This window comes from Wolbachia endosymbiont of Ceratosolen solmsi (genome assembly GCF_017869155.1).
Taxonomy (GTDB): domain Bacteria; phylum Pseudomonadota; class Alphaproteobacteria; order Rickettsiales; family Anaplasmataceae; genus Wolbachia; species Wolbachia pipientis.
Genome location: NZ_CP054598.1, coordinates 1,167,390 through 1,192,891, shown reverse-complemented (window position 1 = coordinate 1,192,891; position 25,502 = coordinate 1,167,390). Strand labels below are relative to the sequence as shown.

Below are 25,502 nucleotides of genomic sequence, written 5' to 3'. Positions count from 1 at the left end.
GTGAGTTTGTGATTTCAAGTTTATTGTTTAATTTCTTTCTTATATTATGGGAGGTATTCTATACTTTCATTACTCTCCCTGTAATTTTCTTTTCTGAGTGTGTAATAACCATTTTCCTCGTCTGTTCGTTGAGAGTTGTATTATTCATGCTGCGTTTATTATGTGGCATTAAATATGAAGTGAGGGGAATGGAAAACATCCCTAAGCAACCTTTTATCATTGCATCTAAACACCAATCTCCATTTGAAACATTTATTTTTATACTACTATTTAGAAAAGCGGTTTTTATTTTAAAACGTGAATTGAAATGGATTCCATTCATTGGTTTGCATCTTATAGCGCTGAAAATGATTTTTATTAACCGTTCAGATGGTATCAGTTCTATACGCCATATAATCAAACTAGCAAAAATGCGTATAAAAGAAAATAGAATCATAATAATATTTCCTGAAGGTACAAGAACAACTATAAACCAAAATATAAAATATCAACCAGGTATTGCTGCTTTATATAGCGTATTATCTGTTCCTGTGTTACCGGTTGCTTTAAACACTGGTTTGTTTTGGCCAAAAAGCATACTTTCTCTGAGAAAGAATCCCGGAAAGGCAGTAATAGAAATATTGCCCCCAATATATCCTGGGTTAAACAAAAATGAATTCTTGCAAAGTTTAGAAAAAATTATTGAAGAGAGAAGCAGTAGATTAACCATAGGAAAAACTGATATTGCAAATTAACAAAAAAACTTTATAATTAAAAGAAAAGTACAGTATTTTAGGTATTAATATATGGCAAATCATAAGAGTGCTAAAAAAATGATAAAGGTAATAGCAAAGCGCACTTTAATAAATAAGATGCGGAAAAGTAAAACTCGCACCTCTATTAGAAAATTGGTTGATATAATCAAGTCTGGCGACAAAGAAAATGTTGTTCTGGCATTTCGGAATGCTGAATCTAATTTACACAAGTGTGTGAATAAAGGTGTTATTCATAGGAATACTGCTGCGCGTAAAATAAGTCGCTTAAATGCAAAAGTAAAAGCATTGATGACCGCTTAATACGGTTAATGTAAAGTTAACTGTATTAATATATACTCCTCAGTTTGTATATTCTGTATAAAATTTAAGTAGCTTAAGTGATGGATAAAAAAGTGCTATTAGAACTAAGTAATGGATTAAAAATCGAGCTACCTGTATTAAGCGGAACAACAGGTCCTGATGTGTTAAATATCAAGGATTTATATAAGATGACAGGATTATTCACTTACGATCCAGGGTTTGTTTCTACAGCTTCATGCTCTTCTACAATTACATTCATTGATGGAGATGAAGGAGTTCTTAAATATAGGGGACATAATATAGCTGATTTGGCAGAGAATAATAATTTTACTGCTGTGATTTATTTATTGCTCTATGGTGAATTACCCAGTTCAGAGCAACACAAAAAATTTCTTCTCAAAATACAAGAATCATCCAAAGTATCAGAGCAAGTTACAAATGTAATTAAAGCATTTCCAAAAACTGCTCACCCTATGTCAATCTTAGTTGCATGTTTTGCAAGTTTGTCAGCATCTTATCATGAAAAGCATGGCAACAATGTCAATGGTGAAGACCTAGATTTTGGAATTTCTGCAATAGCGCAAGTTTCCACAATTATTGCAATGATTTATAGGCATATCAACAATCAGGAATTCATAAATGCTAACAATGAATTAAGTTACAGTGAAAATTTCTTAAAGATGATATTTGGCGATGCTGTTGATAATGATAAAAGCGCCCTTTTTGCAAAAGCTCTGGATAAAATATTTACTCTCCATGCTGATCATGAACAGAATGCTTCTACGGCGGCTGTCAGATTGGTGGGATCGGCTGGTTCTAATCTGTTTGCAAGCCTCTCTGCAGGAGTTGCTACACTTTGGGGACCAGCACATGGTGGAGCTAATGAGGCAGTTATAAATATGCTAAAAGAGATAGAGCAAAGTGGAGATATAGATAAATTCATCGAAAAAGCTAAAGATGATAAAGATCCATTTAAATTGATGGGATTTGGACATCGTGTTTATAAAAATTATGATCCGCGCGCGCGTATATTGAAAGGCGCTTGCCATGAGGTTCTAAGTAAACTAGAACAAAATAATGAACTGCTTAAAATTGCAAAAAAACTTGAAGAAATAGCTTTAAAGGATGAATATTTTATCGTGCGTAAGTTATATCCAAATGTTGATTTTTACTCAGGTATAATAATGAATGCTATTGATATCCCCTCAAATATGTTCACGCCTATTTTTGCACTTGCAAGAACCACTGGTTGGGTTACTCAGTGGTATGAAATGATAAATGATAAAGAAACTAAGATCTGTAGACCAAGGCAACTCTATTTTGGTAAATAAATTTATTTTCACTTCATTAGACTTCTTGCATAACCCAAACTAAGTAGAAAAAAGGTGTCATCCGAGTAGCTGACACTGGTTCCTTTACGACGGAAGTGTCCAGAGGTGTCATTCCAGTCTGGAATCCAGAAAAAAGGATGGTGTCATTCCGTATCCGTTCAGCCAATGGCGTCAACTTAAGAACTTTCATTAGCAAACTCTCCTAAAGACATGATGGCGTTTAGGCTTATCTACTTTATTGCGGCTGTCCCGGTCGGATTTTAACTTTAGCGCGTATACTTAAAAAGGGCTTGAAAGTTTTTTGGCGCAATAAGTACCTGATAGAGTTTCTGCCTCATTACACCAAATAAAACTGAAAAATTTAAACGATACTCAGTAATTTGATCTGGGTTCCAAGGCCCTTGTGCATCACACATATGAAGCGATAATATATTGCACATGACCAAGTTTGCCCAAAATTCTTGTAATACAGCCTCTCCAGAAAAATTCTCTAACTCTGCTCCTACTTTGAGTCGTTTATAGCACTCCTCTATGTGCCACCTTAACACATAAGCTTTGCTCCAAAGTCTCGGTCAAACTCTGTTTCTCAGTTGGCTAATGTCAGCACTATAACTCTTACTTTCTGTCCTTTCATTTTATTTTTTAGCTTTTCATTTTCTAATATAAAATCAAAATCTAATTCGCCAGCGTTCCCATAGCTTACTATAATTTCTTTTTTGCAAGCGAAAAATAAAATCTACTTCCAAATCATAATGCTGCTGAATGAATTTTACTGAAGACGATCATAGATAAATAATAATTTCTCTTGATTTAATAAACGCATTTGAGTGATAACTTCGGGTAATTGCTCTGCCGCCAACGTTTGTTCACCTATATTCCAAGCTGCAAGACGAGCACTACAAATTAGCGAAGTACACAAATCAACAAACAAATTGCCAATGGTGCCTGTTGTTCCATTTGGTTCAAACTCGGATACAATTTCCCCAGAGCTGGGTAATCTCATACCAGAACCATCTGCTGCAATAAGTCTATAGCCTCTCCAACTCAGGTTCATCCTGATAGGCTGTTTGGATGCTTAAATTCTTGAAAGCCTGTATGGCAAATCTTATACCTTGCTTTAGAAAAAGCTTGCTTTGAGGGTACATGTCAATGGCTCCATAAGTTCACATTCTATTCCCAAACTTTTTTTAACTAACTTTAAAATCATAGAAAATACTGTCGAAAAAGGAAGTTTTCTTGTTCGTGTAAAACTCAACACAATGGATTTTCTGAAAAGTTTTCGAGTATATTATATTTTTAATTTGTAGAATAAGGTTTTTTCCTTTTTGCATATTTCACCTAAAAAGGACACATTTTAGACTTCTTTGTTGAAATAAAACAGAAACAAAAGTGCTGTCCCTTGCACTCTTTGGATAATTTAATGATAAAAAATTTAGAGAGAAATTTTATACACTATCGCTGATATTTTTCCTTAAGTTGACGCCATTGTGTGAACGGTTACGGTTTCCCGTCTTCACCATGCTATATAGAAAAAAGTCTGGATTCCAATTTGCATGACAATATGGAGTATCTGCTTCTTTCATCCCAGTGGGATCTTTTATTCCATTTTATCAACAGTTTGTTTTGCAGTATCAAACAATTTTAATCCTATAATCCCGAATGTAACTAAAATAAAGCATATTACTTCGAATAAATTAACTGGTTCATCAAATAGGTAAACTCCAAGTATCGAAGCTCCTATAGCGCCCACTCCAGTCCAAATTGCATAGCATACTCCGATAGGTATAGAACGTGTAGCGAGCGAAAGTAAATATGTACTAAGAGCCATGGAGAGTATGCTAATTATTGATGGTACGAGATGAGTAAATCCATAACTATGCTTAAGTGTTATGACCCAGAACACTTCAATTAGTGACGATAAGAGTAAATATATCCAATTCATGCATAAATTTTTAGGTTTAAATAGAGAGCTTCAGCCCTATGCTTCCTATTACAATTAAAACGATACATAAAACTTGAGATAAATTAATATTCTCTGTGAAAGTGGTTGCACCAATTATAGTTATTCCAATTGTGCATATTCCAGAGGAAACTGCATAGCATACCCTAATAGGTAGAAAGCATGCTGCAAGAGATAAAAAGTAAATGCTAATGATCATAATTACCAATGTTGCAATCGAAGGCACAACTTTAGTAAAACTGTTACTAAACTTTAGCGTTACAGCCCACAGTATCTCTAGGATACTAGACAGCAACAAATACAACCAGCACATTTTCGTAACATTTCAATCTTGTATTGTAACAGAAATTGTTAGTTAAAACTACACTAAAGTGCAATAGATCTCTCTTTCGGAATTGCTTTAATATCAAACTTAAAACAACATCCTAAAAAACTTTTCTACGAAATTCAATTCCTGCACGTCATTTGCTGCATAAAGTGGTGTAGTTTGTTGCTCAATACCTGGTATTTCTACAAAAACTTTGCCCACTTCTTGACCTTTTTTAATGGGTGCAGGTATCATATCTTTATATTCAATACGCACCTTAATTTGGTCATGCAATTTGCGGTTGTAAGTTATGGTAACATTGTTTGCAACTGTAATAGGCACTTTTCTATCTTTTCCATAGAGAACATTTACTTCCTCAACTACGCTGTCTTTAACGAATATTTTCTTAGTGTTAAAATGATTTAAGGAGTATTGTATCAATCTTTTTGCTTCTTCTATTCGCTCTTTCTCAGTGTTTAAACCATTTACGACAGCAAAAATTCTCCTATCATTTCGTTTTGCAGATGCTACAATGCCGTAACCACCAGCATTTGTATAACCGGTTTTTAAGCCATCAACCCCAATATCGTGAAAAAGTAGAAGATTTTTATTCTTTTGTACAATTTCATTATATGTCAAATATTGTTCGGAAAATAAATCATAATATTCAGGAAAATCGGTGAAAATCCTTTTTGCCAGCATTACCAAGTCTTTTGCGTTCATAAAATGATCTTCATCTGGCCACCCGCTTGAGTTGACAAAATGACTGTCATTCAGATTCAAATTTTGTGCAACTTCATTCATTTCAGCCACAAAATTCTCTTCTGATCCTGCAATGCCCTCGGCTAGTGTTATGCAGGCATCATTGCCTGAGACTATTGTAATTCCTTCAAGTAATTCCCTCACCGTAACGGATTGACCTTCTTTCAAAAACATGGAAGAGCCTCTCCTTTCCCACGCTTTTCTACTTACTCGAAATTTATCCTCCATGTGTATTATTCCAGCTTTTAGATAATCGAAGGCTATATATAAAGTCATTAGCTTGCTCATTGAAGATGGGGCCATTTTTTCATCAGAATTATGGTCAAAAATGAATGAGTCTGAAGCTAAATCTAAGACTACTGCTTGCTTTGCTTTGGTTCTAAACTGGTATGAGTATGAAGAAAAAGGAAGTATAAAAACTAATAGCAAAATTACCAATCTGCTTAACATATCTATAATTTTAAATTTATAGTGTACTAATTAATAGTATAATTTTACAGGGGCATTTCAATAGATCTCTTGCATAAAAATTCCTTGACAAACCTCGCCAGCCCCCTTATCATGAAACTGAAGCTATTTATTTATCTTCTCTGTACAGATTAAATGACAAAAAACTCACGTATCTGGCGTCTCATGTTTAATTTTTTGCACTATGTGCACCTTGTGTCTTTATAAAATTCTAGGTTTTTACCTAATATAAGCTAAAATGCGCTTATAAAGCATTTAAAACATAAAAAAACGCCAACTTAAAAAATGGATAGTGAATAACTAGCTACCCTAGGGTTTCTTTTGCCTTTTTTTCTGTTTAGTAAATTTCTTAATATTTATGGCTAAACGACAATCGTCATCCCGCTGCTTGTTAGCGGGATCTCTTGTTAGCGGCTGAGATACCGCGAATGAATCGCGGTATGACGGTTCGCGGCGGGATTCCAGTGTCTGGGCACTGGGATGACAGGAAAAGGGGATACTTGGATGACAGCAGATCACCTCTTCACAAAAATTTTATCAGTAATACGCATATCAATAATACTCCAATCGCTGAAAGTAAAATCAGTTGTATTGTGTAAGTGGTTTAAATAGTCCCATGCACTATAAGGGTTATCTTCAGGCAGTTTTACTGTGGAATCGTTATCAAGTATGATATTCCATCTTCTATTCCCTATATAAGCAAAAGAAGAAATGTGGTCTCTTAATTGAGTTTTACTCTCCAACACATCTCTAACAAATTCTAGGTTTGATAACGAGTTTTGTCCTTTAATTACAACAAGATCATCTACTAGATAGTCATCTACGATCACTTTACCTTCAAAATCAATTACCGAGGTTTTGTTATTATCTTTCCAGAGAGCAAACGGTTTATGCTCATCTATATTAATGTGTAGAGTATTGGGCAAAATTCTGTGAAATCTTACGTGTTTTATCCACCTGCTTACGGATTGTATGTTACCGGCAAGTTTTGAAAGTGATATATACAGGATAGGTTGCGTTCTATCTGTCAAACTTAGAATATCCTTTTTGTTTGTAAATTTATTGCCGCTCACGACTACTTCGTCGATTGAAAATCCACTACTGAGTAATAAACTAGATAGGCAGTCATTATACCAAGTAAAGTAGTAATTAAATCGATTTATTATTTTATCAAGTGAGCTGTAAAGTATTAGCGTAAGAAAAAGTGCTGTGATAATAACCAAGGCACACTTACGCAAAAAACTCCTTTGGCTTCTAGTAATACTGCTCAACATGACTTAAATCCCTAATATTTTTGTGCTGCAAACTATCTTCAATAATAATTTTAACTAATTCATTAAAATTGATTCCTTTTGCCAATTTTGCAATTTCTGGCACTAACGATAACTCAGTAAACCCAGGATGTGTATTAATCTCAAGCATTTTTAAAGTGTTATTTTTGGGATTATAACGGAAATCTGAGCGGGAAATAGTTTTGCATCCTAAAAATTGATGAACTTTCAGTGCGTGTTCCAAGGTCATTTTATATATATTGTTAGGAATTTCAGCGGGAAATATATGTTCTGCAAATCCATCTGTATACTTTGCTTCATAATCATAGAATTTATTTTTTGGTCGTACTTCTATAGTGCCAATTGCTTCATCCAGCAATACAGCAGTATGTAACTCTATGCCCGGTATGTATTCTTCTACGATCATCTTTTCCATTATAGTAGAACTATTATCTTTCAGTTCTAAGTAATCCTCGTGCGAGAAAATTATGTACACTCCAATACTTGAACCTTCATTAATTGGTTTTAAGACGTACGGATAATCGATTTTAATATTATTTTTTAGTAGATCTTCTCGGCTAATTACATAACCTTTTGGAGTGTCGATACTAAGGGACCGAAATATATGCTTTGACATCACTTTATTCATAGCAACAGCAGAAGCCATAACTCCTGAGTGTGTATATTTTATACCTAAAATCTCCAATAAACCTTGAATGCAGCCATCTTCACCATAAGGTCCATGCAGAGCGATAAAAGCAAGGCCCGAATTAATTTTTCTAAGCTTTTCAGCAATGTTACTGTCAACATCTATTTCTATTGCATTATATGAAAGGCTATCGAGCGCCTTCTTTACTGCTTTTCCGCTCATAAGCGATATTTCTCTCTCACAAGAAAACCCACCACTTAAAATTGCTATAGTTGGAACCATAAGCATTCTATATTTTACTATATAGCATATATAATGGTTACATTAAGCTTATTAAATACCTACTTTGGCTAACTATAAGACCTTCTTACTTTCCTTTAAGCACTTTTTTATCCACTTCAAATAGCGTGCTCGGCAACGGTACTGGCGTGTTTGCTGCACCTTTATACTGTTCACAGACAAGCTTTTCTAAATCCTCAGCAGATTGTTCTTTTACTTCTTCTTTTTTCACTACTCCACTAGTTACTAAATCAATTAAGGCTGTAGTGTGTATTATCATTCGATTATTTAGCTCAAATATCTTTTTTGTATCAAGTGAGGGGTTTCTAATTAAGGCAGATAGTGCATGCATATATTTGTCTATATCAGAAAGACTTTTGCTTGTATCATAGTTGCTAACTAATATATATTCCTTCAAACGCTCAATTTCTTCTGGAGTAAACTTGTAAACTTCATCAAGTTTCCTTATTAAAGATATAGTAAGTATTCTACTTAGAACTCTTAATTCTCTAATAAATTGTACTCCTTCTCCTTCAGGATAAGACATTTCTTCCTTTTTATATTTCTTGAATAATTCTTGATCATAAGACTTCTTAAAATCTGACATTATTGCCAATGCTAACTCTTTTGAACCTAACTTATAAGCTTCGTTGAAGCTGCTTGCGTTGGCATCTTGTGCACCGCCTGCAGTAATTCCACAACTCCAAGAAATCTTTTTAAACAAGCTATAATACTCTTTTATCATCTCTTCCAGCAATATTTTAATATCATCTTCGGTTAACTTTACTGTTGATAATAGATCACATGTTTTTTCAAGATTACCGTTCGCTTGAAAAAGTAACCCTTCAATCTTTTTAATGGTTTCTCTTTTATTTATACTCATAACTTACCCCCAAGATTTAATGCTAACAGCTAGTTTTATAATCAAATATTTCAAAAGTCAATAAGCCTTTTTCCTTAATCCTTAAATTAATCGATACTAATTTATCAGCATAACAACTTAGATAACGCAACTATTTTCAGCAACCAAAAACAATAACCCTGAAATACAAAAAGTTTCTTTTCCTTCAGCAGTATTATTCTAAATTTTCCTCAAAATAAGTTGTTTTATCCTTTTTTTCCTTATACTCTTCTGCTGTATAGAGAGGTTGCTTCTTAGCTGTGATATTTGGCCATTTTTGTGAGTATTCTACGTTTATGTTGTAAAATGATTTGAAGATTTTTTGTTCACTGTTCAGTAACTCTTCATCTAGTTCTAAAATATCTTTTATGGAATCATCAGTTACAATTGCATCTACTGGACACTCAGGTATGCACACTCCGCAATCAATACATTCATCTGGGTTAATCACGAGCATGTTTTTACCTTCATAGAAGCAGTCAACGGGACATACTTCCACACAGTCCGTATATTTACATTTTATGCATTTATCTGTAACAAAATGCGTCATAAAACACTGTATATTTGCATTATCTTGGGTACACTAAATTGATAAGAAATTCAAGCCTTTTATGAAGATAAATAAATTGAACAACAAAGAATTAGAAGTATGGTTAAGCTTGGCTAGAACTATAGGACCAACAAAGTTTTTTAGTATACTAAGAACACATGGATCGCTAGATGAGGTGCTAAAATATCTCAATAGGGTGGCTAATAATAAGGTGTATGGCATTCAAGATGCACGAGAAGAAATCAATAATGCAGAAAGAATTGGAGCTAAAATTATACCCGCATGTGACCCAGATTACCCTGATCTTTTAAGAAATATCTCTAGTTGTCCTCCTGTAATAACTGCGCTTGGTGATATATCATTATTAAGCCGTGAGATAATTGCAATAATCGGTGGGCGTAACTCTTCAATGAATGGAAGAAATTTTGCCAATAAGTTGGCACTTGATTTAAGCGAAGCTGGTTTTGTTATCGTTTCTGGACTTGCAAAAGGAATCGATACTGCAGCAAACAGTGTAATATACAAAAATCATCCCACTATTGCTGTTACAGCAAGCGGAATTGATGTGGTGTATCCAAAAGAGAATTTTGATCTATACAAAAAAATCACTGGGAACGGTGGGTTAGTAATTACTGAGCTTCCATTTGCTACTAAACCAAAGCCTCAGTATTTTCCTCAGAGGAATCGAATTATATCTGGCCTATCGCTAGGTGTTGCAGTGATTGAAGCATCGAAACGTTCTGGCTCTCTAATAACAGCAGATTTTGCTTTAAATCAAGGGAGAGAGGTGTTTGCAGTTTCTGGTTTCCCTTTAGATTCACGCTGTAGTGGTAGTAATTATTTAATTAAAAACGGTGCTAAGCTTATCGAATCCGCTGATGACATAATAGAGAGTATTAGGTTTAGTCTACCTCCGCAGCAAAAAAAACTATTTGATGTTGAGCACTATGCTGTTAACCAAAAACAAGAAAAATTACAACAGGCAAAATCTGTTATAGTTGATCATATTAACTCTGTACCTGTTGATATAGATGAACTTATATTAGCAAGCGGACTTTCTACCAACATAGCTCTAATGGCTCTTTTGGAACTAGAGTTGGAAAACAGAATAGAGCGTTCCCCGGGGAATAAAATATCGTTAATTTTCTAGATTACTTTAGCTATAGCTAGGTCGTTTTACTAGATGTTCGTACAGATATAGCTAAAGTGGCTTAGGTTTACCTACAATTTGAAAAACAACAAATTCGTCATCCCGCTACGTGTTAGCGGGATCTAGAGATACCGCGAATGAATCGCGGTATGACGTAGGGAAACCTTTCTTGGGTTAGCTATATATGCTTGACACTGAAATGATGTCATTTGTTATAGGATTCTTAGTTGCTGATTTTAGAATTGATAAGAGAAAACTTTTTTTCAACTTGTTGTATAATTTTATAAAAGTGATCGAAATCTAAGCTTGCACTGCCAATTAAAACTCCTGATAAATTTGAGATACTGAGCAAATTTTCTATATTTTCTGAACTGACTGAACCACCATATATAATGTGTTTTTTACTAGTACACAATTTTATTACCTCTATCACCTTAGCAATTGCATCATTATTTGGCACATGACCTGTGCCTATTGCCCATATTGGCTCATATGCTACGGTATATTCACCGTGTGTTGGCAAGCGGTTTTTACATTGATATTCTATTACTTCTTTTGTTTTTTCATTCTTATAATCTTCTGAATTTTCACCTACACAGATAATTGGGTGTAAGCCTGATTCTATTGCTATTTCCGACTTAAGTTTTATTTCACTATCTTTTTCATTAGCCCTTTCAGAATGCCCAAGTATTACGTAAGTACACCCTAGTTCTTTTAACATTTCTGCACTAATTTCACCTGTGTAAGAACCGAACTTTTTATGATGGCAATTCTGTGCTCCTATATTAATATTATTGTTCAACTCTATACTGCTTGGAAATGATGTAAAAGGAGGGCAAATCACTAGCTTAGAGGTAATTTCGTTGCTCTTGTTGTTAAGTTTGCCTATAAAGTCAACAAATGAAGAACGCATTCCATTCATTTTCCAATTTGCTACTATTAAAAAGGACATCAACTTTACTTATATGAGTGAGAGTGCCGGCTGTCGGACTTGAACTGACAACCTACTGATTACAAGTCAGTTGCTCTACCAATTGAGCTAAGCCGGCGTTAAACACATTAATAATATACAATTATCAATGAATTTTAGTCAACTAATTTTTAAAATACTGTATAATGAAAATAATATGAAAAAATTTTTACTGAAGCCAAAAAAGAGTCTAGGGCAAAATTTTATTTTATCGAGTGAGATAACAAAAAAAATAGTCGCTTTAGCTGGTAGTCTGGAGAATTTTAATGTCATTGAAATTGGTCCTGGATATGGTGCATTAACAAGAGAAATATTGGTGCATAATCCAAAGTCTCTACTTTCTATAGAAAAAGATAGAGATTTAGTAAAACACCATGATCAACTGCTAAATGAGCATCAAGGAAAGTATAAAATTATAGAAGCAGATGCACTGCACGTTATAGAAGAAGAGCTGATAGAACGTCCAGTTAAAGTTATTGCTAACTTGCCTTACAATATCTCGGTAGTGTTATTTTTAAAGTGGTTAAATAATATAAAATTTTTTACGAACTTGACATTAATGTTTCAAAAAGAGGTAGCAGATCGCATTACGGCAAGACCCAATTCTAAAGATTATGGTTCCTTATCAGTGCTAAGCCAGTTACTATGTGATATAAAAAAGGAATTTGATATTGAACCTAAAGAGTTTTTTCCAAGACCAAAAATACATTCTTCAGTAATTACAGTAAATCCTTTGCCTATCCCAAAATTTGCAGTAAATTTGGAAACCTTAACAAGATTAACACGTGCTGTTTTTTCTCAAAGAAGAAAGATGCTGAGAAATAGCTTGCAAAATATAACGAACCACGCTGAAACTGTCCTTGAAAACGCTAAATTGAGCGGAAACCAGCGTCCAGAAAACTTAACTATTGAGCAGTTTTGTTTGCTGGCAAATAATGTAGAATGCTTATTTTGCAATAAAATGTATTAGCAACTATATAGCTTTTCTATCTCCTAAAAACAGTTAGAGCTATACAATTAAAGGCTCCTAGCTAATTTTGCCTATTGCAATTTAATTAATTGGCGTATAAGCTTTAAATAAAGCCTATGAAAAAAATGGAAGCTTGTTATTCGTTTGACGATATACTTCTTTTGCCAGCCTATTCTAATATATTGCCTTGCGATGCAGATACAAAAACTTATTTAACAAATAGTATAGAACTAAATATCCCTCTCATATCCTCTGCAATGGATACTGTTACTGAATCGGGCTTTGCAATAGCTATTGCCCAACATGGAGGGATAGGTTGCATACATAAGAATTTATCAATAGATGAACAAGTTTTAGAAGTAAGAAGGGTGAAAAAATATGAAAGTTGGATCGTGTATAACCCAATTACGATTTCACCGGATAAAACAGTTGCGGAAGCAATTTCATTAATGAGAGAGCACAATTATTCTGGCATTCCTGTAGTCGATCAACGCAAGTTAGTTGGAATTTTAACTAACCGAGATGTGAGATTTATTGAAGACCAGAACATGAATGTAAAAGTTTCCGAAGTGATGACAAAAGATAAGTTAGTGACAGTGCGGGAGCAGGGAGTGAATAGTGCCTCAGCAATGAAATTGTTGCATGAAAATAGAATAGAAAAGCTTTTGGTCGTAGATGAAAATTCTTGTTGTATAGGTTTAATTACGGTTAAAGACATTGAAAAATACAATAGATACCCAAATTCATGTAAAGACAGTAAAGGGCGTCTCAGAGTTGCCGCTGCAATTGGCACTGGTAAAAAAGATGGTATAGACAGATGTGAAGCTTTGATCGGAGAAGAAGTTGATGTAGTTGTTGTGGATACTGCTCACGGTCATTCCGAAAACATTATCAATACCATTAGGGAAATAAAAAAGATGTATCCTAATACGCAATTAATTGGCGGAAACATTGCAATAAAGGAGGCTGCTGAAGCGTTGATTGATGCGGGTGTTGATGCAGTGAAGGTTGGAATAGGACCAGGATCAATCTGTACAACCAGAATAGTTACAGGTGTTGGTGTGCCACAATTCTCTGCAATCAAGAATGTTGCAGAGGCGTGTAGAGCAAGAAACGTCAGACTAATTGCTGATGGTGGGGTAAAATACTCAGGAGATGTTGCAAAAGCTATTGCAGCTGGTGCTGACTCTGTGATGATTGGTTCGATTTTTGCTGGCACTGACGAAAGCCCAGGTGAGATTATTATGTATAAGGGCAGAGCATATAAAGGCTATCGAGGAATGGGATCTATTAGTGCAATGAAACGAGGTTCAGCTAGCCGTTATTTTCAAGATAAAGATTCAAAACTCAAATTAGTTCCACAAGGAGTGGAAGGAAGAGTTCCATTCAAAGGTCCAGCTTCAGGAGTAATCCATCAATTGATTGGCGGATTGCAAGCTGCAATGGGGTATACTGGTAATAGGAATATAGAAGAGATGAAAAAAAATTGTAAATTTGTTACTATTACTGCATCAGGATTAAGAGAGAGTCACGCTCATGATATAGTCATTACACAAGAAGCTCCAAATTATGCTTATCAAACGTCCAATTTGTCAACCGATTCGGAGTAGTCCAGAAAAAGTAGAGAGAAAGTTAAGACGTTTTTGGAGTAAAATAAAACGTTTTTTCAAAATATGACAAATAGAAGAGAATATACAGCAGAATTCAAATTAGAAGCTGTTAAGCTGGTTAAAGAAACAGGTCAAGCAAGTACAAAAATAGCAAAAGATCTAGGTATAGATGGCAGTATGTTAAGTAAGAAAATATGATGGAAAAATGTCTGGAGCATACGCATTTCCAGGCAAAGGCTCCTTATGACAAAGAAAGATTTGATCTAAAAAAAGAGCTAATAAGAGAAAGAGACATCTTAAAAAAAGCCCTGGGCAAAGAAAAAGAGTAAAGTATTCTTTTATATAGAAATTGCTATAAAACACAGGAACTATGTAGGGTTTTGTACTGGTGGTATTGGTTGCTAAGGAAAAAAGCAGTAAAGAATTAGCAAAAGAAGGGCTTCTAGCAGATATTCAAAAAATACATCAAGCATTCTAAATGCAGATATGGAGCCCCTAAAATTCACGCTGAATTAAAAGCTTTAGGCAAAAATTAAAACAGTACAAAGTGTTATGCAAGAAAATGGCATTAAAACCAAGCTTAGACGAAGGTTCAAAAATAAAAAACAGCAAATAAGCAACCGAGTTGTGGCTCCGAACACATTGGATCAAAATTTTACTACTGATCAGCCAAATAAAGTTTGGGATTACCTACATAAAAACTAAAGAAGGTTGTTGGCGGCAATAATTGACCTATATTCACGCATGGTGGTTAATGAGTAACATGATAATTAGTTATAGATTCTTTATTGATGGCCGTTGATAAACGCAAACCCGATAAAAATCTGCTGTTACATAGCGATCAAGGGTCACAGTATACCTCTCAAAATTACCAATTTCTATTGAATACAAAAAACATCATTTCCAGCATGAGCCATAAGGGCTGTTGTTACGATAACTCTGTTGCAGAAAAGTTCACTTAAAAGGGAGCTGCTTATTGATACTTCTCGCTCAACAAACCAGAACTGCCATATTTGAATACATAGAAATCTTTTGTAACAAATAACGTAGACATTCTACTATTAACTATTGCATTCCTGCACAATTTATTCTCATGATAAAAACGTCTTAACTTTCTCTCTACTTTTTCTGGGTAAGGTCAAATAGAGAATTTTACAAAAATCTATTTTTAACTTACAATCAATTATTACAATTTTAAACATACAACTTATGTATAACAGACTTATAGTCAAATCTTTTTCAGTATTATGCATCTGTTTATTTGCTTTATACATAACACTGCCAAATTTCTTTGATAATAAGCTTTTTATTTCGAAAAAAAGAATAAACTTAGGCCTTGACCTGAAAGGAGGGGCATCTTTGCTTTTAAACATAGACTTAGACTTCTATTTTAAGGAAAAGCTAAGCATGCTAGCTAACGAAATAAAAGAGACATTGCTAACAAAAAATATTGAATCTAACGTACAAAATAGCGTTATAACTTTAAATAATATTGATGATTATAAAAAAGCATCTGTGTTGATTAATGCGATAAATCCAAATTTAGAGCTAAATAGAAAAGATTCTTCGATTCTCATTTCGTATAAACCCCATTATAAAAATTCTTTGATCAGTGAAGTAGCTGCAGAATCAATAAACAATGTCCAGCGCCGTTTGGACAAACTTGGCACAAAGGAAGTCAGCGTTCAAAAACAAGGGCAGAATAAAATATTAGTGCAGGTGCCTGGAGTAGAAGATACCAAGCAGATAAAATCTCTGCTTGGCAAAACTGCTAAGCTAGCTTTTCATTTGGCAAACACTAACATAGCCAAGGTGCAGGATATAGACCATGAAACCACTGTCATGCTCAAGGATTCTTTAGGTAATTCTTATCCAATATTCCGCAAAACTGAAATAGGTGGTGATTCGCTGGTTAACGCATCAGTTAGATTTGGTCACTTAGGTAAACCAACAGTGCATTTTAAATTTGACAGCATAGCGAGTAAAAGATTCGCAAAAATCACTAAAGAAAATGTGGGAAAACCTTTTGCAATTGTTCTGGATAACACAGTCTTAACAGTACCTACAATACGTGAGCCAATTTTAAATGGAGAGGGAGAAATTAGCGGTAATTTTACTGAAAAACAAGCAAGCGAACTTGCAATACTTTTAAAATCTGGAGCACTGCCAGCACCACTTAAAATAATTGAAGAAAAAAACATTGGCCCAAGTCTTGGAGAAGAATCAATAAAGGCAGGGGAAATGGCAGCAACAATCTCTATTATAGCCGTGGCTTTATTTATAATCATCACTTACGGTAAATTAGGTGTATTGGCCTCTGTTGCGCTTTTTTCTAATGTAATTCTTATATTATCAATTCTCACTCTGCTTGAAGCAACTCTAACTTTACCTGGAATTGCCGGTATTGCACTCACTGTCGGTATGGCGGTGGATGCAAATGTTTTAATATTTGAGCGAATTCGTGAGGAAATAAAATCTGGCAAGAGAGTGGAACGTGCTATTGAAGAAGGGTTTAAAAACGCTATAAAGACAATACTGGATTCAAATATCACTACATTAATTGCTGCAGGAATAATGTTCATTATTGGCAGTGGAGCAATTAGAGGCTTTTCTGTCACTTTATCAATAGGAATTTTATGTTCGATGTTTTCTGCAATCACAGTCACAAAACTCCTGATAGAGTTGTGTATGAACCCGAAGGAACTAGTGCTTTGTTAGTCAACTACCTTCATTCCCACAACGTTATATCCTGAATCAACGTGCAAAATTTCTCCAGTAGTGCCACTACTTAAATCGCTTAATAAGTATAGCGCTGCCTTGCCAACATCCTCTATTGTAACATTGCGTCTGAGCGGAGAATTATTTCTATTCCATTCTGATATGAAGTGAAAATCGCTTATTCCAGAAGATGCTAAAGTTCTGATTGGACCAGCGGAAATTGCATTTACTCTGATATTTTGTGGCCCGAGATCACATGCTATATATTTTACACTTGCTTCAAGTGCTGCTTTACATAAACCCATAACGTTATAATTTGGCATAACTTTTTCAGCGCCATAATAAGATAAAGTAAGCAAACTACCACCACCTGACATCATTTTTTCAGCTCTTTGTGCTAAAGCAGTGAAAGAATAGCACGATATATGCATTGCATTGAGGAAGTTATTCAGTGAAGTATTGACATATTTACCATCTAACTCATTTTTATCGGAGAATGCTATTGCATGCACCAAAAAGTCAAGAGTACCCCATTTTTTCTCTATTATTTCAAAAGCGTTATCTACGATTTTTTCATTTGAAACGTCACAGTGTAATATTAGCTCCACATTTAATTCATCTGCTATTGGTAATAATTTTTCTTTTATTATTTCGTTCTGGTAGGTGATTGCAAGTTCTGCCCCGTGCTCTGAGAGAGCTTTTGCTATACCGCATGCTATCGATCTCTTATTTATTATTCCGGTTATTAATCCCTTTTTGCCTTGTAATAGACTTGTCGTCATAGAACTATCTGTTTTTTATAATTTGGAATATTAACTAGGTAAAGTCAAGATATCACTATGTTTTAAAATATTTTTTGCAGTAACTTGAAGTCTATAAACAGTAATCTTGATTCTTCTACAACAAAGCCATCCCGTATGACATTTTGTCTATACCTAATTAAGCATATCAATAAGTAAGTAAATCTTAATATAATCTTATTATACTTATAAATACGCTGTATAGAATGAAAGTATGGATGATTTCATAACTGCAAGAAGAAAAGATGATGCTGTGGTATCTGTTTGTCAGGATAATAAGAAAAAAACGTGTTAATTTTAGGGCTCAATCAAGCCGCAAGGAATTTGTTAAAATACGAGGAAGGGAATTTACTTAATAAGCCGTTAATCAATATTTTAAGTGCAAGAGCAGCTGACGACATGAAGAATTATTTAGAGTATACCGAAAATGGGCACGATTTACTTGATATATTACCTAAAGTGATAGATTTTTCCTTAACTGATGCTAAAGGAGAAGATATCAGGACAAAAGTAAAAGTTTTCCGCACTGCACAATTTGCCAGTAATAAAATAAATTATGAGCTGTTAATACGTGATATCAGTTTGTCCCATAAATTAGGAATCTTTAGAGATGAATATCTAATGGGTAAGAAATATAAAAACCATGACTTATTCGATATACCGGGCAATGAGTCCACTATTTTAGAGTTATACCTTATATTGAATTTCGCCTTTCAACATCAAATTAATGCAGCTATAGGAATAATTGGCTTAAATAGTAGCTGTAGCGAGACAAATGATGCACTGAAAGTTGTCATAGAACATTTTTATAAAAATTGCCGTAGTGATGATTTTCTAGGGTATATTGATGAGAATAAAGTGCTTTTTGTTTTGATTAACTGCGATGTAAAAAGTACATCTAAAATAATTAATCGTATACATTCTGCCATTAATAAGCAGTTATTAATGCAAAAATTACCAAGTGTATCAATAATTTATGGGAATATAGCTCAAAAACAGGCAGCAAAATCTACCAGCGGTGCCTTCTGAAAAGTTGTTTTTTATTTATATTGAGTTTAAACTTAAATTTTTATAAAGATTTAAGGTTATTTATGAAGTTAAAGTACTACCTGGTAGCACTGCTTTCATCATTGTTTTTGCAGAATAGTGCTAGCTCTAAAACAATTTTGGATAAGGAAATATTTTATGCAGAACTAGACGGAAAAATAGATTTGAGATTCGGCTACGCCTTCAACAGAGATTCTTTCAATGCTAAGCCTAAGGATAAAACTTCAAGTTATTCATACTTGCGCTTTCTTTATTTACAGCAAGTTTATCCAAATACTCAAATGGGGGTTAATGTTAAGGCAGGGGTTTCTGGTATTGCAAACCTAAAAGCGTTAGACATAGAAAAGTTAGACATGGAGGAATGGTATTTTATCATAAAAAACCAGGAACTTGGATCAATTGAATATGGTAAAAGAAGTTTAGTTGGTCAGAGCATGTTAATTAACACTTCAAAAATTTATGCAGCTGCTGGAGGAGTAAATGGTCATTGGACAAACTATGCAAATTTGCGCGGTGATCATAAAAAAGATGGTGACCCTGGATATGATCAAGACAAGGTGTTCTGGGTCAAGCCCAATATTTATAGCGATTATAATGAACTCGAACTAGGGTTAAAACAATCATCAATTAACTACATCTCCCCTGAAATCTATAACTTTCAACTCGGATTCAGTTATGTTCCAGGAAAAAATAACTTACAGTACAGCAATTTAATTGCTGCTGGCCTTTCCTATAAAAACAGCTTGTCAGATGATATAGGTTTTACTACTGCCTTAACTGGTAAATTTGCAAGAGAAAATTTAACTGATTGCTCAGATGGGACTTCTAAAAATTATGAATGCCGCAATCAATTACTACACTGGAATTTTGGTTTGAAGCTAAAATTGTTCGATCTTGATTGCATTTTTTCGTATGGTAATGGTGGTAAATCTGGTGAGAAGCGTAATCCTGAAACAAATAATACGTATTATATGAATGCAGGTATCGCTTACCGTTCTGATTCTTACAAATCGAGCTTAACATATTTTAGTAGTGGTAGGGATATTGCAGGCGAAGGTACAAACGAGTTAACATCATATGCTTTAAGTCTTGAAAATTCTCTTTTTTTAGGTACTTCATACTATTTCGATATTGTAAAGTTTAGTACAAAAGAGCCTAAAATAGAAAATAACAACTCTGGTTATGTGTTCTTGGCTGGACTGAAATTAAGTTTTTAATATTGCCTCCTTCCAACACTCTTTTCTGTCATCCAAGGTAACCGTTCACAGATTTCCACTTAATTTTTCAATCTCACTCATGGAGAGGCCAGTAAACTGACCTTACCCAGAAAAAGTGGAGAGAAAGAAAGGAGTTTTTTCGGGTAAAATAAAATTTTGGAGGATTAGAAATGGCAAGAGAATATAAGGCAGAATTCAAATTGGAAGCTGTTAAGCTGACAAATGAACAAAGAAAGGTAGGTCAACCAGTTGCAAAAGTAGCAAGAGATCTAGGAATAAGGGATAGTGTATTAGGAAAATGGATGAAGAAATATAACGAAAAAAAGTCAGCGGCAAATGCATTTCCAGATGTAGCACCTTATGACAAAGAGAGATTTGATTTACAGAAAGAGTTAGCAAAAGTAACAAGAGAAAGAGACATTTTAAAAAAAGCCCTGGCCAGTCAAAAAGAGTAAAATATTTTTTCATAAAAGAGCATAGTAAACACTATAAAGTGCAGGAATTATGTAGGGTTTTCTGCTAGTGGCTACTATAAGTGGACTACAAGGAAAATAAGCAGTAGAGAATCAGCAAATAAAGAGTCATTAGCAGATATTCAAAAAATATATCAAGCTTCTAAATGTAGATATGGAGCTCCTAAAATTCATTCTGAATTAAAGGCTTTGGGTAAAAGTTGCAACTTAAAAACAGTGCAAAGTATTATGCAGAAAAATGGTATTCAGGCTATATTGAGAAGAAAATTTAAAATTAAGAAACAACAAACGGACAGTAGCTCCCAATATATTAGACCAAAACTTTATTGTCGATCAACCAAATAAAGTATGGGATTACTTATATAAAAACCAAAGAAGGATGGCTATATTTGGCAACAATAATCGATCTATATTTACGCATGGTAGTTAATGAGCAGTTCAATAAATTGGTTATGGACTCTTTATTAATGGACGTTAACAAGCGTAAACCTGCCAAAAATCTACTATTACATAGTGATAAAGGTTCACAATATACTTCGCAAGGTTATCAATATCTCTTAGCTGTAAAGAATATAGATGAGTCATAAAGGTTGTTGTTACAACAATTCTGTTGTGGAAAGCTTCTTTAGCTCATTGAAAAGAGAAATACTTATTGATACTTCACAACACTCTGCTCAACAAACTAGAACTGCAATATTTGAATACATAGAAATTTTTTATAACAAACAACGTCACTATTAACTATTGCATTCCAGAACAATTTGATGCATCATTCTTTTTGTAAAAAACATTCCAAACTTTCTCTCCACTTTTTCTGGGTAAGGTCAATATATACAAGATTATCACGATGTTTTGTCGCTATAACCCTTGCAAATTGAGCTCGCTTTTCTTCATTTCTTTCTTTATATCCGTAGGTCTTTTTTTCTTGTAAATCCAATATTTTTAAGTGCGCGGTGAATCATTTGTCGACTCCAGAGTTTGGCCATCTCTGACTGAGTCTTGCCACCATGGTTTTTTGCAAATTCGGTGAAGACATTCCAGTCGGTAATTTTATGCTACGCTTCCAGGCTTTTTTGACTGAAAATCTCCCGTTTCCTCACGCCTTTTCTGCCACTCATATAAAGTCGTTTTTCCAATTTTAAATCTCTTGGCAACAGTTGCTCTACTTTCTCCTTCATCCAATGCTTCCATTGCTTTTTTCCTTAAGTCGTAACTATACGCTGCTGGCATACAAACCCCTCTACCATAAATCCATTCTTACCTTATTTGGATTATTATGAGAAGAGCTATAACTCTATGGGAGGGAAGCAAAATCTGGGATTCGGCCTTAATGGCATTAGCGTCGCATCAGCTTCACCCTCCCTGTGAGGTATTTTAGCTCTAATGCCTCACATCATAAAGATACAAGTGTCAAGCTACTTGGATGACAGGGGAGGGAGGCACTGGGATGACAGGAGAAGGTAGTGGGAGACACCCTGACAACCGTCATCCCGCTGCTTGTTAGCGGGATCTAGAGATACCGCGAATGAATCGCGGCATGACGTAGGACTGCTTTCATTCCAGTGCTTGACACTGGAATCCAGCCTTTCTGCAATCTCATCGAAAACGTTGTAACCACTTTCTATGCTAGTTTGCTTGTGAGCAACCTGGATTCCAGTGTCAAGCACTGGAATGACACCGTTATAAAGGAACCAGTGTCAGCTACTTGAATGACACAGTCTTTGCTTAAACCCGTAACGTTCGTACATTTTGCTAAAAGTTCAAATATCAACATCATGCACGTTGAGTGCATTGCTATTAATAAAATCACGGCGTGGTTCAACTATATCACCCATTAGTATTGAAAATATGGAATCAGCTTCTTCACAATCTTTTATTTCAACCTTCAGTAAAGTTCTAGCCTCAGGATTTAACGTAGTATCCCATAGCTGATCAGCATTCATTTCACCAAGACCTTTAAATCTCTGCAGAGTTAAACCCTTTTTACCATAGTCCATTATTATTTTTGCAAGCGTACTTGGAGAAGTGATTCTTATTTCAGTTTCTTGTGACTTTAAAAATGAATCACCATTAAATAAATTACTTATACCATCAAGCAAACTTAATATGCTTTGCATATCTTTGCCTTCAAGCATACTAAGTGCAAATATATATTTGTCTGCCAATCCTTGAAACAATTTAGAGATGTGAATTTCTTTTTCTTCATCTTTTATTTCTACTTCCCAAGTGTATTCGCTGTACATTAATTTTAAATACTTTAATATCTCATCAGCTGATGATAGAGCATTCTTTTTGCTTAAAATTAGCAATGACTCTAGGAGATTTTGTGGTATTTCTCTATCATAATTTTTGCTAATATTAGAAATGCTAACGCATTTATTCAAAATAAGGCGCAAGTCGTTAAATTCTGTAGCTGTACCACTTAGTGTTAATCTTTTAACTGCTGAGTTTATTATATACTCTTCAAAAGTTTCGTCATCTTTAATATAAGTGTCTTTGGCATTCTTTGTAACTTTATAGAGGGGTGGCTGTGCTATGTATAAGTAACCTTTTTCAATAACTTCACGCATATGTCTAAAAAAGAAAGTTAGAATCAAAGTTCTTATATGTGAACCATCAACATCTGCATCTGTCATGATGATAATTTTATGATATCTAGCTTTTTCAATATCGAAGTGTTCACTCCCTATTCCAGCACCAATTGCAGTGATTAAAGAGCCTATTTCTGCAGATGAAAAAATACGATCTAAACTTACACGTTCTACGTTTAGAATTTTTCCTCTTAAGGCAAGCACTGCTTGTGTTTTACGATTACGCCCCTGCTTTGCAGTACCACCTGCTGAATTACCCTCTACTATAAATAATTCCGATAACTCAGGAGCTTTTTCCTGACAATCAGCAAGCTTTCCTGGCAGAGTTGCAATATCAATATTGTTTTTGCTTTTAACTAGCTCGCGCGCTTTTCTTGCAGCTTCTCTTCCTTTTGCTGACCTGATTGCTCTTTCTACTATGCTTGCTGCCAATTTGGGATCAGTTTCAAGGATTGTGCTCAATTTATCAGAAACTATACTTTCTACAACTGCACGTGCTTCAGAACTAACTAGTTTATCTTTTGTTTGTGAAGAAAACTTAGGATCAGGCATCTTAAGAGATAAAACACAAGTTAAACCTTCTCTAACGTCCTCTCCAGTTAAATTTACTTTTGCTTTCTTTAAAAACCCTTCATTAGTTGCATAGGTATTGATACATCTAGTTAGTGCAGATCTAAATCCTGCCAAATGCGTACCACCATCTCGTTGCCGTATATTATTAGTGAAACACAACATATTCTCATAGTAGGAATCATTCCATTCCATCGATATTTCCAAGCTGATGCCAAGATCGTCTGCATCTCCTTTCATACTGGCAATTTTAGTTACATGTGTCTTATTCTTATCTAAATACTGCACAAAATTTGCTGTACCAAAATTGTCTTTAGATTGATTGCTCTGATTGAAATGAGATTCTGTATATGGTTCATTGCGCAGATCACGTAAAGTAATGTCGATATTTGAATTTAAAAATGCTAATTCTCTTATACGACTTTCAAGCGTTGAGTAACTGAAATTAATGCCATTAAAAGTCTCTGTTGATGGCATGAACGTGACTTTAGTTCCTCTTTTGTTTGTATTTTCGTTGACTACCTTTAAAGGTTCAATAGACTCACCATCTTCAAAACGCATAAAGTGTTCTTTCTTATTGCGCCAAATAGTTAATTCCAACCAGCTTGATAATGCATTCACAACTGAGATTCCAACACCATGTAATCCCCCAGAAACTTTATAGGTATTACTGTCAAATTTACCACCAGCATGGAGTTGAGTCATTATTACCTCTGCTGCTGATATTCCTTCTTCTTCATGAATGTCAGTTGGAATGCCACGACCATTGTCGGTTACTGATACTGAACCATCTTTATTTATGCTAACTTCAATTTTATCACAATATCCAGCTAAAGATTCATCTATTGCGTTGTCAACAACCTCATATACCATGTGATGCAAGCCAGATCCATCGTCAGTGTCACCAATGTACATACCTGGACGTTTCCTTACAGCATCAAGACCCCTTAAGATTTTTATTGCATCGGCATTATAACTATTTTCCATGGTATTGCTTCATTTATGAATGTTAATTAATATTACATTCATATATGCTGATTAGCAACATTTTTAAACTGATAACCCATATTAAAAGCACAATTTTACGAATGTTTATTTTTGAAAACAGCAAATAGTGTCATTCCAATGTGTCTTCCCGATGGAGATTAAATTATAACGCTCATGCAGTTGCGTGTTCGACTAATTAACAGAAAAATCTATAATTCAGTTTACGTATTTTCTGATCTCAGCCAAAATCTTATCAGATTGACTTTCGTCTGAATTTAAATCAGCTGCAAAGTGTGTAACATATTTTCCTCCAGGGCCAATAAGGTACATTATTGAAGAATGGTTGATTTCTTCTTCTCCACCAACTTTGCTAGCATATACTTTATACTTTGCAATTACTTCGTCTATTTTTTCTCTTTCACCAGTTAACATTTGTATTCTGTGGTCAAATTGCTGCTGAAATTCTTTAAGTCTTTCCGTGCTATCGCGCTCAGGATCAACTGTGATAAAAAATGTTTGTAGCTTGTTGTTAGTTTTCTCATCTAACCTTGCAAGTGTTTCTGAAATTATCCCAAGGTTCATAGGGCAAATTCTTTTGCATGAGGAAAACCCAAAGAAAATCATCATGTATTTATCTTTAAAATCACTACTGCGCAGGATCTGTCCGTCCTGATTAATTAAAGAAAAATCTCCGCCTATCTTAACTTCTGCGTTGTGAATCGCTGCTGGGGCAAATATGCCTTTTTTAGTGAAATAACAATAACCTAAAAACAACTGCTAATGCTGCTAGCACATTAGATAACAATCTTATAAACCTTACCATTAGGGTGCTCTCAGTAAAATTAAATTGTATCTTTATTAGTTGA

At 34.5% G+C, this 25,502-nt stretch carries 21 protein-coding genes, 1 tRNA gene and 5 pseudogenes; 11 read left to right on the top strand and 16 right to left on the bottom strand.

The window, feature by feature from the left end:
* Nucleotides 1–197: 197 nt before the first annotated feature.
* From HUB95_RS05820 to HUB95_RS05810, 3 genes are all read left to right on the top strand, one after another.
* Nucleotides 198–734, top strand: coding sequence for a lysophospholipid acyltransferase family protein (locus HUB95_RS05820; RefSeq protein WP_338062227.1), 537 nt, complete (start codon nt 198–200; stop codon nt 732–734).
* A 51-nt stretch (nt 735–785) separates the two neighbouring features.
* On the top strand, nt 786–1,055 hold the full coding sequence (gene rpsT, locus HUB95_RS05815) for a 30S ribosomal protein S20 (protein WP_012673338.1): 270 nt from the start codon (nt 786–788) through the stop codon (nt 1,053–1,055).
* Nucleotides 1,056–1,135: 80 nt separating this feature from the next.
* Nucleotides 1,136–2,386 (top strand): citrate synthase, encoded by a 1,251-nt coding sequence (locus tag HUB95_RS05810; protein ID WP_015589409.1) that lies wholly within the window; start codon nt 1,136–1,138, stop codon nt 2,384–2,386.
* Nucleotides 2,387–2,575: 189 nt separating this feature from the next.
* Here HUB95_RS05810 and HUB95_RS05805 read toward each other — a convergent pair.
* The 8 genes and pseudogenes from HUB95_RS05805 to HUB95_RS05770 all read right to left on the bottom strand — a co-directional run bounded on the left by HUB95_RS05805 (nt 2,576) and on the right by HUB95_RS05770 (nt 9,533).
* Nucleotides 2,576–3,717 (bottom strand): annotated as a pseudogene (locus tag HUB95_RS05805) (transposase).
* A 266-nt stretch (nt 3,718–3,983) separates the two neighbouring features.
* Nucleotides 3,984–4,328 carry a DMT family transporter gene (locus HUB95_RS05800; RefSeq protein WP_006279756.1) on the bottom strand — a complete coding sequence of 115 codons (345 nt, stop codon included), beginning with the start codon at nt 4,326–4,328 and terminating at the stop codon, nt 3,984–3,986.
* Nucleotides 4,329–4,344: 16 nt separating this feature from the next.
* Nucleotides 4,345–4,659 carry a DMT family transporter gene (locus HUB95_RS05795; protein ID WP_010082606.1) on the bottom strand — a complete coding sequence of 105 codons (315 nt, stop codon included), beginning with the start codon at nt 4,657–4,659 and terminating at the stop codon, nt 4,345–4,347.
* Between the two features lie 99 nt (nt 4,660–4,758).
* Nucleotides 4,759–5,865 carry a D-alanyl-D-alanine carboxypeptidase family protein gene (locus tag HUB95_RS05790; RefSeq protein WP_209452405.1) on the bottom strand — a complete coding sequence of 369 codons (1,107 nt, stop codon included), beginning with the start codon at nt 5,863–5,865 and terminating at the stop codon, nt 4,759–4,761.
* Nucleotides 5,866–6,398: 533 nt separating this feature from the next.
* Nucleotides 6,399–7,157, bottom strand: coding sequence for a cell division protein FtsQ/DivIB (locus HUB95_RS05785; protein WP_209452404.1), 759 nt, complete (start codon nt 7,155–7,157; stop codon nt 6,399–6,401).
* Nucleotides 7,138–8,091 carry a D-alanine--D-alanine ligase gene (locus HUB95_RS05780; RefSeq protein ID WP_041573499.1) on the bottom strand — a complete coding sequence of 318 codons (954 nt, stop codon included), beginning with the start codon at nt 8,089–8,091 and terminating at the stop codon, nt 7,138–7,140. Before HUB95_RS05780 ends, HUB95_RS05785 begins: the two co-directional genes overlap by 20 nt.
* A gap of 79 nt (nt 8,092–8,170) precedes the next feature.
* Nucleotides 8,171–8,965 carry a hypothetical protein gene (locus HUB95_RS05775; RefSeq protein WP_209452403.1) on the bottom strand — a complete coding sequence of 265 codons (795 nt, stop codon included), beginning with the start codon at nt 8,963–8,965 and terminating at the stop codon, nt 8,171–8,173.
* Nucleotides 8,966–9,158: 193 nt separating this feature from the next.
* Nucleotides 9,159–9,533, bottom strand: a complete 375-nt coding sequence (locus HUB95_RS05770; RefSeq protein ID WP_141456813.1) for a ferredoxin family protein — start codon at nt 9,531–9,533, stop codon at nt 9,159–9,161.
* A gap of 61 nt (nt 9,534–9,594) precedes the next feature.
* Between HUB95_RS05770 and dprA the strand changes: the two genes are divergently transcribed.
* The gene (gene dprA / locus HUB95_RS05765; protein WP_015588847.1) at nt 9,595–10,683 is read left to right on the top strand and encodes a DNA-processing protein DprA; all 1,089 of its coding nucleotides are present in this window, start codon (nt 9,595–9,597) and stop codon (nt 10,681–10,683) included.
* A gap of 223 nt (nt 10,684–10,906) precedes the next feature.
* Here the strand turns inward: dprA and HUB95_RS05760 are convergent, their stop codons facing one another.
* The gene (locus tag HUB95_RS05760; RefSeq protein WP_015588848.1) at nt 10,907–11,635 is read right to left on the bottom strand and encodes a triosephosphate isomerase; all 729 of its coding nucleotides are present in this window, start codon (nt 11,633–11,635) and stop codon (nt 10,907–10,909) included.
* A 24-nt stretch (nt 11,636–11,659) separates the two neighbouring features.
* Nucleotides 11,660–11,732: transfer RNA gene (locus HUB95_RS05755), tRNA-Thr, on the bottom strand.
* 78 nt (nt 11,733–11,810) lie between these two features.
* Here HUB95_RS05755 and rsmA point away from each other — a divergent pair.
* The 3 genes and pseudogenes from rsmA (at nt 11,811) to HUB95_RS06665 (ending at nt 15,278) form a co-directional block, all read left to right on the top strand.
* Nucleotides 11,811–12,623, top strand: a complete 813-nt coding sequence (rsmA, locus tag HUB95_RS05750) for a 16S rRNA (adenine(1518)-N(6)/adenine(1519)-N(6))-dimethyltransferase RsmA (protein ID WP_015588849.1) — start codon at nt 11,811–11,813, stop codon at nt 12,621–12,623.
* 116 nt (nt 12,624–12,739) lie between these two features.
* A complete protein-coding gene (gene guaB / locus HUB95_RS05745; protein WP_209452402.1) occupies nt 12,740–14,233 on the top strand; it encodes an IMP dehydrogenase in 1,494 nt (497 codons plus the stop codon).
* A 63-nt stretch (nt 14,234–14,296) separates the two neighbouring features.
* Nucleotides 14,297–15,278 (top strand): annotated as a pseudogene (locus tag HUB95_RS06665) (IS3 family transposase).
* Nucleotides 15,279–15,324: 46 nt separating this feature from the next.
* On the opposite strand, the gene HUB95_RS06290 reads toward HUB95_RS06665, so the two are convergent.
* Complete coding sequence (locus HUB95_RS06290; RefSeq protein ID WP_244662758.1) at nt 15,325–15,606, bottom strand: hypothetical protein; 282 nt, start codon at nt 15,604–15,606, stop codon at nt 15,325–15,327.
* Between HUB95_RS06290 and secD the strand changes: the two genes are divergently transcribed.
* A complete protein-coding gene (gene secD, locus HUB95_RS05730; protein ID WP_458694378.1) occupies nt 15,506–16,951 on the top strand; it encodes a protein translocase subunit SecD in 1,446 nt (481 codons plus the stop codon). The genes HUB95_RS06290 and secD overlap by 101 nt on opposite strands.
* On the opposite strand, the gene HUB95_RS05725 is transcribed toward secD, so the two are convergent.
* Complete coding sequence (locus tag HUB95_RS05725) at nt 16,948–17,733, bottom strand: enoyl-ACP reductase FabI (RefSeq protein ID WP_015588852.1); 786 nt, start codon at nt 17,731–17,733, stop codon at nt 16,948–16,950. The genes secD and HUB95_RS05725 overlap by 4 nt on opposite strands.
* Before the next feature lie 306 nt (nt 17,734–18,039).
* Between HUB95_RS05725 and HUB95_RS05720 the strand changes: the two genes are divergently transcribed.
* From HUB95_RS05720 to HUB95_RS06660, 3 genes and pseudogenes are all read left to right on the top strand, one after another.
* Complete coding sequence (locus HUB95_RS05720) at nt 18,040–18,780, top strand: hypothetical protein (RefSeq protein WP_244662756.1); 741 nt, start codon at nt 18,040–18,042, stop codon at nt 18,778–18,780.
* A 62-nt stretch (nt 18,781–18,842) separates the two neighbouring features.
* The gene (locus tag HUB95_RS05715) at nt 18,843–20,015 is read left to right on the top strand and encodes a porin (protein WP_209452401.1); all 1,173 of its coding nucleotides are present in this window, start codon (nt 18,843–18,845) and stop codon (nt 20,013–20,015) included.
* Between the two features lie 170 nt (nt 20,016–20,185).
* Nucleotides 20,186–21,272 (top strand): annotated as a pseudogene (locus HUB95_RS06660) (IS3 family transposase).
* Between the two features lie 39 nt (nt 21,273–21,311).
* On the opposite strand, the pseudogene HUB95_RS05690 reads toward HUB95_RS06660, so the two are convergent.
* The 4 genes and pseudogenes from HUB95_RS05690 to HUB95_RS05675 form a co-directional block, all read right to left on the bottom strand.
* Nucleotides 21,312–21,718 (bottom strand): annotated as a pseudogene (locus HUB95_RS05690) (IS630 transposase-related protein); the annotation flags it as partial.
* A 185-nt stretch (nt 21,719–21,903) separates the two neighbouring features.
* On the bottom strand, nt 21,904–22,155 hold the full coding sequence (locus HUB95_RS05685) for a hypothetical protein (RefSeq protein ID WP_174516921.1): 252 nt from the start codon (nt 22,153–22,155) through the stop codon (nt 21,904–21,906).
* Nucleotides 22,156–22,248: 93 nt separating this feature from the next.
* A complete protein-coding gene (gene gyrB, locus HUB95_RS05680; RefSeq protein WP_141456810.1) occupies nt 22,249–24,636 on the bottom strand; it encodes a DNA topoisomerase (ATP-hydrolyzing) subunit B in 2,388 nt (795 codons plus the stop codon).
* Between the two features lie 216 nt (nt 24,637–24,852).
* Nucleotides 24,853–25,459: pseudogene (locus HUB95_RS05675) on the bottom strand (SCO family protein).
* Nucleotides 25,460–25,502: the final 43 nt, after the last annotated feature.